Source organism: Roseobacter sp. HKCCA2468 (assembly GCF_037805105.1).
In the GTDB taxonomy this organism is placed as follows: domain Bacteria; phylum Pseudomonadota; class Alphaproteobacteria; order Rhodobacterales; family Rhodobacteraceae; genus M30B80.
Genome location: NZ_JBBLYN010000004.1, coordinates 192,518 through 203,209 on the forward strand (window position 1 = coordinate 192,518; position 10,692 = coordinate 203,209).

Sequence of the window (10,692 nt, forward strand, 5' to 3'; positions counted from 1 at the left end):
CCTGACACGCAGGACGAAAACATCAGCCCACCTGTTTGGGGAATAGTCAGGGAAAGGCCACGCGCCCAATGCGCTATCTGCTTGTAGAGGATAACGAGGAATTGGCCGAAGCGGTGGTCAAACGTCTGGTCTTGGACGGTCATGCGGTCGATCACGCCCCAGATTTGGCCCATGCGCGCGCTTGCCTTGCGGATGCCGGCTACGATCTGATCTTGCTTGATGTAATGCTTCCCGATGGCGATGGTCGCGCATTTTTGGCGCAAAGCCGCATCCATATCGAAACGCCCGTGATCATGTTAACCGCCCGCAGCCAAGTGTCGGATCGGGTCGGCGCCCTTGACCAAGGGGCCGATGACTACATCACGAAACCCTTCGATTTTTCCGAATTAGAGGCGCGGTGCCGCGCCGTTTTGCGCCGCCGCGGCGGGGCCGCGCGCAATGATATCGCGCTTGGCCAAACCATCTTTGACCCGCTTGCAGGCACGCTGCGCCATGGCGCGCATACAATCGAATTGCGCAGCCGCGAATTGCGTCTTTTGGAAGTGTTCGTGCGCCATCAAGGACAGATTTTGTCAAAGGCGCAATTGATGGACAGGCTGTTTTCCTATGATGCAGAGATCACAGAAAACGCGATTGAAGTCTATGTGGGCCGCTTGCGCCGCCGTCTTGAGGGAACGGATATTCACATCGAGACTGTGCGCGGCATTGGGTATCGGATGGAGGTGAAAACCCCGTGAGCGAGGCGCAACAGGGCACAGGTTCCATTGGTCGGCGATTAACGCTCTATCTCGCGATTGTGGCGGCACTGTTGTCATTGCTGTCTTGGGGGATGGTTGCGGGATTTGCCCGCCAAGCCGCCGAAGAAACCCAAGATAACGTCTTGGCCGCTGCTGTGACTGCAATCGCCGAAACCCTGCGCAGCGAGCAGGGCGAATTGCGGCTTGAACTGCCCTATTCTGCGTTTTCCATGCTCGGCGCGATTAGCGAGGATCGGGTTTTTTATCGGGTCACCGCGAATGGCGCATTGCTGACAGGCTATGCAGATCTTCCCGTTGCCACTGACCCGAACACCCGCGCAGGCGAGGTCAGTTTTGCAACGCAATCTTATCGCGGCGAAGATTTGCGACTGGCCACGCTCTCGCGCCGCATATTGGCGGGAAATCAACCGACATTGGTGATCGTCACAGTCGGACAAACCCGCGAAGGTATCGCCGCCATCGCGCTTGACCTGTCGCGTCAAGCAGGCCTGTTGTCGATTGCCTTTTTCTTGGTCGCGGTGCTGCTGTCCTTTTTTGCCGCCCGCACATCATTGCGGCCCTTGAATGAGATTGCAGGGGCTGTCTCGCGGCGCGGGCCATCCGATTTGCGCCCCTTGCGCCGCCCCGCCCCTGATGAATTGGCGCCGCTCATTGCCGCACTCAATCGCTTTATGGATCGTTTGGGGCAATCCATTCGCCGCTCGGAAGAGTTCATTCTAGAGGCCGCCCATCGCGTCCGCACGCCTTTGGCAACTGTGCGGGTGCAAGCGGATCTTGCCTTGCGCAACGCCTCAGGCGAGGCTGAACGCAACCGCCTGCGCCAGATGATCCGCGCGATTGACGAAAGCTCCCGTTCGGCGGGACAGCTTTTGGATCACGCGACCGTAGCCTTCCGCGCGGATGATCTTTTGCGCGATCATATCTCGCTCAAAAGTTTGGCCGCCCAAACGGCGACTGCAATGACCCCCACGGCAAGCATGAAGGATATCGACATTGACCTGAAAGCCGAGGACATCATCGTTGCAGGTGACGCGGTGCTGCTCGACAGCGCGTTGCGCAATATTCTCGACAACGCCATCAAGTATTCGCCTGAAGACACCACCATATCAATTTGCGTGGAGACCAAAGGGGGCTATGGCTACATCACTGTGCGCGATGAGGGCACAGGGCTAGGCGATGACCCTGCCGAGGTTCTCACGCAGCGTTTCAAACGAGGACGCAACACCGAAAACATTGTGGGATCAGGATTGGGTCTTACCATTGCCGCTGATGTTTTGGCCGCCCATGGGGGGCGCTTAGAATTGTCAAATAATAAGGAAGGAAAGGGCACATGCGCCTCGCTTGTCTTACCCTTGCTTTAAGTCTCTGGATCAGCCCTGCAACCGCCTTTGAACCAGAGGATTTCCTACGCATCGAAGGCACGGGCGACAGGGTTTTGCGGATACTCTCCACCGCTGATTTGGACGTCTTCACACCCTATCTCGAAGCGTTTCATCGCGCCAATCCAACCTTAGATTTGGAATATACAGTTGCCTCCTCCGCGGATTTGCATCGCGAGATCAGTTCAGGCGCGGTTTATGATGTGGCCATTTCATCGGCGATGGATTTGCAATTCCAACTGGCCAATGATGGGCTGACACAACGCTATCGCTCGCCCATGACACAAAGCCTGCCAGACTGGGCCACATGGCGTGATGTCATTTTCGCATTCACGACCGAGCCCGCGGTGGTCTTGGTTTCGACTGAATATTTTGAGGGGCTATCCATTCCGCAGTCGCGGCAGGATTTGATCGAAGTTTTGCGCGACAACCCTGCACGGTTCGCAGGGTCTATCGGCACCTATGATGTGCGGGACAGCGGGCTTGGCTATCTGTTCGCCACGCAGGAAGCCCGTGCCACAGATGCCTATTGGCGACTCTCCGAAGTGATGGGCCGTCTCAACCCCATGCTCTATTGCTGTTCAAGCCAAATGATTGAGGATGTGATGAGTGGCAAACTGGCCCTCGCCTATAATGTCTTGGGCAGTTACGTGGCGGAACGTTTGGCCGATCAATCCGAAGGTCGTGTCCAAATTCTGCGGATGACCGATTTTTCCAACGTGATTTTGCGCACCGCCTTGATCCCAAGCACGGCGCAGAACCCAAACGATGCAGGGGCGTTTATTGATGCGCTGCTCAGTATCGCCCTGCGCGATGGGGCCGATGGTTGGCCCCTGCCACCGCTCAATGACGCATCGCCTGCTGCGTCTAGTGCGGGATTTGGGCCTATTCGGATCGGCCCCGCCCTGATGGTCTATCTTGACCCGCTCAATCGGCGCAATTTCTTGGCCGAATGGGAAAACGCGATTGTCCAACAATAACGCTAGCCTGCAAAACTCCAGCGTTGCAAAACGGAAATCGCATAGGCCTGCGAGAGGCTTGTGAGTGCCGCGCTTGATCCTTCGGCCTCAAGGCCCAAAGCCTCGAAATGACCGCAAGATTGACAGGTGATCTTTGTCGCATCCATCGCGATATCGCTTGCCCCACATTCAGGACAAATGGCGGCAACATCATCATTGAACATGAACTCTCCTCCTCCCCTAGCCTGCGGCCAAAACGGGGGCTTGCGGGCGGCGACTGCGCGTCAAAAGCCACGCGATTATCGCCACATTAAACCCGTTCCACAAAATACCGTTGATGAATGCCATCTGATAGCTGCCTGTTACATCGAAAATCCACCCCGACATCCAACCGCCAAGCGCCATGCCCACAATCGTCATCATGATCACAAATCCAACCCGCTGACCTGCTTCGCGGGCGGGCATATATTCCCGCACAATCAAGGCGTAGGACGGAACAATACCGCCCTGTGCCAAACCAAAAATCAAGCTGACAACATAAAGCGACACAAGCCCATCATAGGGCAGGTAAAAAAACAGCGCCGTCATTTGTAAAACCGACCCAATCAAGAGTGTGCGCACACCACCCAAACGATCAGCGACTAAGCCTGAAATGATGCGGCTGACCACACCACCCAGAAGCATCAGAGACAGCATCTCGGCCCCCACCGCGGGGCCATATCCAAGGCCTACGCAGTAAGATACGATATGCACCTGTGGCATCGACATGGCCACACAGCAGGCCACGCCTGCAAAGCCCAACAGATATTGCAACTGGCGCGAGGACAGGCCAACCGAATTTGCCTTGGCGCGCGACATTGCCTCGGACTGGGCATGGGCGGTTTCTGGCAGTTTGCGCCGCAACGCGAATGAGAGCGGGATGATCCCCACAAGCGCAATCACTGCAAGGGTGAGGTAGACAGCCCGCCATCCATCCTCGGCCAAAATCCCAGAAAGAACCATCGGCCAAATCGCACCAGAGAGGTAATTGCCGCTAGCCACCAAGGCCACGGCAATCCCGCGGCGGCGCAAGAACCAATGCGATATATCCGCCAATAAAGGGCCAAAGCCCGCGGCCGTTCCAAGGCCCAAAATCAGATGGATCAGGGACAGCGTGTAAATGCTGCTTGCAAGAGTGGAGAGAGCGAACCCTGCCGCGATCATGACCGCTGCCAGAGAGAGGGCAATCGTGACACCAAAACGATCCACCAAGCGCCCTACCAAAAGATTGCCCGCGCCAAACCCCACCATCGTCATCGTGTAGGGCAAGGACGAGGCCGCGCGCAGCGATCCAAATTCCGCCTCAACCGCAGGCATGATCACGATGATGGCCCACATGCCCACATTAGCAATCATCGCAATCGCCAAGGTGATGGCGAGCCTACCCCAAGAATAGGCGCTATCGTGAATATTGCTTTGCATGGATCAGACCTGTTCACATCGCGCAAATCTAACGCTATCGCCATTCCAAAAGGAGCGCCAACAAAAGTTGCATCTGCCCGCCATTCGTGGCGAGATGGCCAAATCACGCGCGAAGAGAAAGACCAGGCGATATGTCCTTAAGCCCGACCCAAAACCAAGCCCCGCTCAAATTGGGGCTGATCGGTGACAATATAAAACAATCCAGCGCCCCGCGTTTGCACCAAATTGCAGGCCACCTGAACGCCCGCGCGGTCAGCTATGATCTCTTGATCCCCCCTGAACGCGAGGAAACCTTTCATGAGGTCTTTGAGACCGCGCAAATTGAAGGCTATTCAGGGCTCAACATCACCTATCCCTATAAAGAAAAAGTGGTGCCACTTGTGCAACTGGCCGATCCCGTGTTGGACGCGGTTGGGGCCGTGAACACCGTTCTTTTCACGGCCCAAGGGCCCATTGGCTATAACACAGATTACACGGGCTTTAAGGCCGCCTATCAGGCCACGCGGGGCGATGACGCGCCAAGCGAGGTGCTGATCATCGGGTCAGGTGGGGCGGGACGCGCGATTGCCTTTGGCCTTGCAGATTTAGGGGCAAGCGCGTTGCATCTGGTTGATACAGATTTGGCTAAGGCCGATGGCCTAAAGCGTGATCTGGCGCGTGGCTTTCCGACATTGCAGGTCACAACAATGCGCGGGGTGTCCAATCTGCCACCTGAGATCACGGGCCTTGTGAACGCAACGCCCATTGGCATGGTTGGCTATGGCGGCACCCCGCTGCCGGCTGCGCATATGCGAGAGGCAAAATGGGTGTTTGACGCGGTCTATACCCCACTTGAGACACCGTTCCTCAAAGATGCAGCGGCCCTTGGTCTAGAAATCATTTCTGGGTGGGAATTATTCTTTTATCAAGGCGTGCACGCATGGGCACATTTTTCGGGCGGCAGCGTGGATGAGGCCGCGTTGCGCGCGGCGCTGTTGCAAGCTTAATTCAAGATGGGCTCAAACCCGATCAGGGCGCTAATCGGCGCATAGTCATCTGTCAGAACGCGCGGCTGCTTATCAGCCACAATCTGCGCCACGAAAGCATCATCGAGAGGTTGAAAGATCATTGGATCAGGCGACCCCGCCGTGAGGCGAGAGACAGGACTTGGTGTTTCGCCACACAGAAGAACAAAAATCCGCCGCTCACCCATGCTTGGCCCGCGCGCCTCTGTCCAGACTTCGACACTTGGGAAAACCGCCTGCAAGGTCACAATCATCGCCGCTAAAGCATCCATGCGGTCAACATTGTCGATCAAGTTCATTGCAAAGACCCCGCCATCCGTCAGGCGGCTTGCAACCAATTCAAAAAATTCCTGCGTGATCAAATGTTCGGGCACGGCAATATCGGTGAAAGCGTCCCCAATGATCACATCATAGCGCGTGGGGGTGTTGCGCAGCGCCATACGCGCGTCTTCATGCAGCACGGTGACCTGATCTGCAGGAAGCCAGAAATCATCAATCGCCACCTGCGTGACGGCGGGGTCTATCTCAGCCACCGTGATCTGCCCTAAACCATGCGCGGCCCATCCCCGCGGGACGGAAAAGGATCCGCCGCCGATATGGAAGGATGAGAAATCCTTCTCCCCCATCCGCATGCGCGGCAGCGCGTCCAACATTGCAGCATGATCGGTTTGCATCTGGCGCGGTTCCGCCTCGCCGCTGATGCCATGAGCAAGGTGATCCAAAACCATCAGATGAACGCGCGCGCCCTCGGCATCAGAAAGGGTCACTGTGCGGATACAGAAATATTCGCTTTCCTCGTCACAAATCGCTGGCAGGCTGAGGGTCTGATAGCCGAGCCCCACAAGCGCCAAACATGCCGCGAAGCCAAGAACAAGATCGCGCCCTCTAACCCGTGCCAACGCAAAGCAGACGACCGCCGCAAGGGCATAAATCACAGCAATGACCATCAAGGTGGTCATCGAGCCTAAGCGCGGAACAAAGAAAAACCCTGCAAGCAAAGTGCCAAAAATCGCCCCAATCGCCCCAGTTGCAAACATAACCCCCAAGACGCGTTCAGACTGGCTGTGACCACGCATGGCAACAACCGTCAAAACAGGCGCAGGGATGCCCGCAAATAGCGAAGGTAGGAAAAACGCGACCATGCTTAGGGCGGTGATGGCGGCGAGGGGATGGTTGAAGGCCTCAATCAGCGGCCCTGCAAACCCGCGCAACATCAGACTTGCCGCAGCGGTGGTCAAAGCGGCGGCAACCATTGTCCATGCAGTTTGGCGCAATGCTTTTTGACTGTCATGCGCAGCGATGCGACCGCCCCACCAATGACCCACGGAAAAGCCCGCCAGAACAACGGCAATAATGGCTGTCCATGTGTAGAGGCTCATCCCGACATAGGGCGCAATCATGCGGCCTGCGACAATTTCCACAACAAGGCTTGATGCGGAAATCGCCGCCTGCAGCAGCACCATGATCCAAAGGTATTTTCCTGTGCCTGCCACCCGATTGCACCTCGCTTGAGACTGACTGTCGCGCCATCGGGGAAAATTTACACCAGCCCTGCAAAGGCACAAGCCAGATAAAGCAAAAGCGGCAAGGTTTCCCCTGCCGCTTCGCGTTTTAGGTCATGCTCACCTGTGAGCTTATTTTGAGCTCTTTCCCGACATGCCACCAGAAACCTCTTCCGTGGATTCTGCACTGAGTTCTGCGGGCAGCACGAGGTTTAGGATAATCGCGATGAGGGCCGCAGGCAAAATGCCCGAGGTTGCCAAGATTTTCATCGTGCTTGGCAGATATTGCAGTGCGTCAGGTTCAAGCTGCAAACCAAGCCCCAAGGACAAGGCAATCGCAAAAATCACCATGTTGCGGCGGTTCCAATTCACATCAGACAGCATCGAGATGCCTGCAGCGACAACCATGCCGAACATGACGATCACACCACCGCCCAAAACCTCAATCGGCACAGAGGAAATCACCGCGCCCACCTTTGGCACCAAGCCACAAAGGATAAGGAATATTGCGCCGATCGTGACAACCGCGCGGCTCATCACGCCCGTCATCGCAATCAGGCCCACATTCTGTGAGAAGGATGTGTTCGGCAATGCCCCGAACAAGCCAGACACAGCCGTGCCCAGACCATCGGCAAAAGTCGCGCCTTGGATTTCCTTATCGGTCGCTTCGCGGTTCGCACCCCCTTTGGTGATCCCTGACACATCGCCCACTGTTTCCACGGCGGAAACAAAAGACATGGCACAAAAGCCGATAATTGCGGCAACCGAAAACTCTAACCCAAAGTGAAGCGGGTTTGGCATCGCAAAGCTTGCTGCACGGCCAACATTGCCCAAATTCACTTGGCCCAAGGCAAAGGCCACCGCGTAGCCCGCCAGAAGGCCAACCAAAACAGCCGAGACAGACAGCATCCCACGCGCAAAGAATTTCAGCCCCAAGGTCACAAGGATCACTGTGCCTGCCATGAGCCAGTTCAGACTAGACCCATATTCCTCGGTTCCAATTGCAGGCACACCGCCCGCAGCATATTGGATGCCAACCTTAACAAGTGCCAAACCAATCATCGTCACCACAAGGCCCGTCACCAAGGGCGGCAAGGCAAAGCGCAAGCGGCCAATGAACAGGCCCAACGAAGCGTGAAACAGGCCGCCGACCAAAATGCCCCCCATCAAAACGGCAATCGCGTCAACGCCCTTGCCGGCGACCAAGGGGATCATGATCGGAATAAAGGCAAAGCTCGTTCCTTGGACAATCGGCAGCCGCGCGCCAACAGGGCCAAATCCAATGGTTTGGAACAAAGTGGCGATGCCCGCGAAGAACATCGACATTTGAATCATATAGATCATCTGCGGAAAATCAGGGCTGTTTGAGCCGAAGCCAAACCCAGCCGCACCGCAAACAATGATGGCGGGTGTTACGTTCGAGACAAACATCGCCAAAACGTGTTGAATTCCAAGTGGCACCGCCTGTGTCAAAGGCGGCGTGTAATTCGGATCGCGCAGCTGCTCTGGCGTTCCAATTGATGCGTCTGACATCTTCTAGTCCCTCCCTTTTCGATGCTTTGGCGGCTCCTCCTCCGACAAAGTCTCATCGAATGTTCGCGCTTCGCGCTTAGCGCCGCCCGACCTGTGGACGGAACGACAGACCATGACCCAAAAGGCATGGCTCAAATCGCAGGCTAAATCAGAAACTGAAGATTTATTTTCAAAAAAAACAAAAAGCTGTCACAAACAAGGTCTGGCACAGGTTTTTGCGCTGAAATCATTGGGAAAATTGCGCTTTCGGCCTTACTGCCAGCGCAAACCCCTGTCCGACAAGCAGCGCTGCACGCGGGCGGGATAGTCGGAACAGATCGCATCCACCCCAAAATCAATCATGCGATCGATATCTGCGGTTTGATTTACCGTCCAAACAACTACGCCCAAATCTAGGCTTTGCGCATAGGCAACATCTGCTGCGGTGATATCCGCGAAATGCGGGCACCAGAGCGCGCCACCTTCCGCCTTGATATGAGCGGGAATATCGGGCGGCAATTGAAACTGGGGCTGGGATGCAATCGACAAATATGACCGCGGGATTTCTGGCGCTTGTGCCTTACATTCCGCCAAAATGGCCCAATCAAAACTGTGCAAGACGGTCTGCCCAACCACATGGGCGCTACGGATCACATCCAAAACTGCCGCAACAAAATGCGCCCGCGCGGCGGTATCTTGGGCAAGCACGGGATCAGATTTCATCTCCAGAAGCAGACGCGCCGCGGCGTGTTCAGGCCGCGAAATGAGGGCGCATAAATCGGCCAATCGCGGCACCTGTAGCCCGTCAACCTGCGCCTGATCGGGAAAGGCCGCGCCATAAGCGCTCTGCCCATCAATTTTACCAACCTCATAGCGACAGAGATCAGCATAGCTCAAATCACGGATTGGCATCTCATTGGTGATGAACTGTCCTGTTTCGTCCCGAAAAGTTGCGGCGTGCAGCGTGGGATTATGCGTAATGACGGGGATGTCATCGCCCGTCAGCACCACGTCAAACTCAAGCAACGGCACACCTGCGGCCAGCGTATAATCAAAACCAAGCATTGTATTTTCGGGAAACACACCGCGCGCGCCCCGATGGCCAACGATACGGATCAGCCCTGACAATTTGCGAAAATCTGCCGCTGCATCGCCCATCACGCGCCCTGACATTTCCTGTAACGCCTACCTCTTGCCTAGCACCCCGCAGCCATTGCTTGCAATCAGCCAAGTGGCGCTTATTGTTTCGCGCAGTAAAACAGGAAAGTAACGATCACATGACCCATTATCGCATTCTGTTGGCCTGTATCATCCTTGCAGGCTGTGGCGTGCCATTTGTGCCCTTGGTCTAAGGGCCAGTCGGGAAAGGGAAGAGATGGAACAAGACCCCAAAACCCTTTTGCTTTTTGGCGACTCCAATACCCATGGCACTGTGCCTTTAACTGTGCTTGGGCAGCCAGAGCGCTATTCCCTTGCGCAAAGATGGCCGACCCTTTTGGCGCAAAAACTTGGGGCCACATGGCGCGTGATTGATGAAGGCTTGCCCGGTCGCACGACTTTGCATGATGACCCGGTGGAAGGGCCGCATAAGAATGGCGCGGCGGCATTACTTGGGATTTTAGAAAGCCACAGCCCAATTGATACGGTGGTGGTGAAACTTGGCACCAATGACCTAAAGCCGCGCTTTTCGGTCAATGCTTTCGATATTGCGCAATCTGTGGGTAAACTCGTGCGTATCATCCGCACCTCTGGCTGCGGGCCTGCGCGTGGTATCCCGCGGGTGATTGTGGTCTGCCCTCCACAGATTGAGGAACGGGGGGTTTTGACGGAAATGTTCCGTGGCGGCGCTGCAAAATCAGTGGGCCTATCGCCCGCCATGGCCGAAATGGCGGCACGCGAGGGCGTGGATTTGGTCGATCTCACAGGCGCGGTGACGGTTTCACCCGTGGATGGCATCCACTATGAGGCCACGCAAATGCCCCGCATTGCTGAGCTGATTTTCGCAGCCATTCAAAACTGACTATCGGATAAGAGAGACGCGATGACATCGAATTGGTTGGCTGTAGATTGGGGCACATCGCATCTGCGCATTTGGTGGATCAACGCCGAAGGATCGG

The 10,692-nt window shown here is 56.0% G+C and carries 10 protein-coding genes; 5 read left to right on the forward strand and 5 right to left on the reverse strand.

Annotated elements, in window-relative coordinates; translation table 11 throughout:
* The first annotated feature begins 68 nt into the window (after positions 1 to 68).
* From AAC620_RS10850 to AAC620_RS10860, 3 genes are read left to right on the forward strand one after another with little or no spacing between them, the layout of a single operon-like run.
* A complete protein-coding gene (locus AAC620_RS10850) occupies positions 69 to 737 on the forward strand; it encodes a response regulator transcription factor (RefSeq protein WP_340244935.1) in 669 nt (222 codons plus the stop codon).
* Positions 734 to 2,119, forward strand: coding sequence for a sensor histidine kinase (locus AAC620_RS10855; RefSeq protein WP_340244937.1), 1,386 nt, complete (start codon positions 734 to 736; stop codon positions 2,117 to 2,119). Before AAC620_RS10850 ends, AAC620_RS10855 begins: the two co-directional genes overlap by 4 nt.
* Complete coding sequence (locus tag AAC620_RS10860; RefSeq protein WP_340244939.1) at positions 2,089 to 3,117, forward strand: ABC transporter substrate-binding protein; 1,029 nt, start codon at positions 2,089 to 2,091, stop codon at positions 3,115 to 3,117. The genes AAC620_RS10855 and AAC620_RS10860 overlap by 31 nt, the downstream gene beginning before the upstream one ends.
* A 2-nt stretch (positions 3,118 to 3,119) precedes the next feature.
* Here the strand turns inward: AAC620_RS10860 and AAC620_RS10865 are convergent, their stop codons facing one another.
* Positions 3,120 to 3,320, reverse strand: coding sequence for a hypothetical protein (locus AAC620_RS10865; RefSeq protein ID WP_340244940.1), 201 nt, complete (start codon positions 3,318 to 3,320; stop codon positions 3,120 to 3,122).
* A gap of 16 nt (positions 3,321 to 3,336) precedes the next feature.
* On the reverse strand, positions 3,337 to 4,557 hold the full coding sequence (locus tag AAC620_RS10870) for an MFS transporter (RefSeq protein WP_317656629.1): 1,221 nt from the start codon (positions 4,555 to 4,557) through the stop codon (positions 3,337 to 3,339).
* Positions 4,558 to 4,688: 131 nt separating this feature from the next.
* Between AAC620_RS10870 and AAC620_RS10875 the strand changes: the two genes are divergently transcribed.
* The gene (locus AAC620_RS10875; RefSeq protein WP_340244943.1) at positions 4,689 to 5,543 is read left to right on the forward strand and encodes a shikimate dehydrogenase family protein; all 855 of its coding nucleotides are present in this window, start codon (positions 4,689 to 4,691) and stop codon (positions 5,541 to 5,543) included.
* On the opposite strand, the gene AAC620_RS10880 is transcribed toward AAC620_RS10875, so the two are convergent.
* The 3 genes from AAC620_RS10880 to AAC620_RS10890 all read right to left on the reverse strand — a co-directional run bounded on the left by AAC620_RS10880 (position 5,540) and on the right by AAC620_RS10890 (position 9,748).
* Positions 5,540 to 7,054: a fused MFS/spermidine synthase gene (locus AAC620_RS10880; protein WP_340244945.1), complete on the reverse strand. Its 1,515-nt coding sequence runs from the start codon at positions 7,052 to 7,054 to the stop codon at positions 5,540 to 5,542. The two genes, AAC620_RS10875 and AAC620_RS10880, sit on opposite strands and share 4 nt — an antisense overlap.
* Before the next feature lie 141 nt (positions 7,055 to 7,195).
* The gene (locus AAC620_RS10885; protein WP_340244946.1) at positions 7,196 to 8,596 is read right to left on the reverse strand and encodes a uracil-xanthine permease family protein; all 1,401 of its coding nucleotides are present in this window, start codon (positions 8,594 to 8,596) and stop codon (positions 7,196 to 7,198) included.
* 252 nt (positions 8,597 to 8,848) lie between these two features.
* Complete coding sequence (locus AAC620_RS10890) at positions 8,849 to 9,748, reverse strand: glycerophosphodiester phosphodiesterase family protein (protein WP_340244948.1); 900 nt, start codon at positions 9,746 to 9,748, stop codon at positions 8,849 to 8,851.
* Positions 9,749 to 9,950: 202 nt separating this feature from the next.
* Here AAC620_RS10890 and AAC620_RS10895 point away from each other — a divergent pair, with 202 nt between their 5' ends.
* Positions 9,951 to 10,595: an SGNH/GDSL hydrolase family protein gene (locus AAC620_RS10895; RefSeq protein ID WP_340244949.1), complete on the forward strand. Its 645-nt coding sequence runs from the start codon at positions 9,951 to 9,953 to the stop codon at positions 10,593 to 10,595.
* Positions 10,596 to 10,692: the final 97 nt, after the last annotated feature.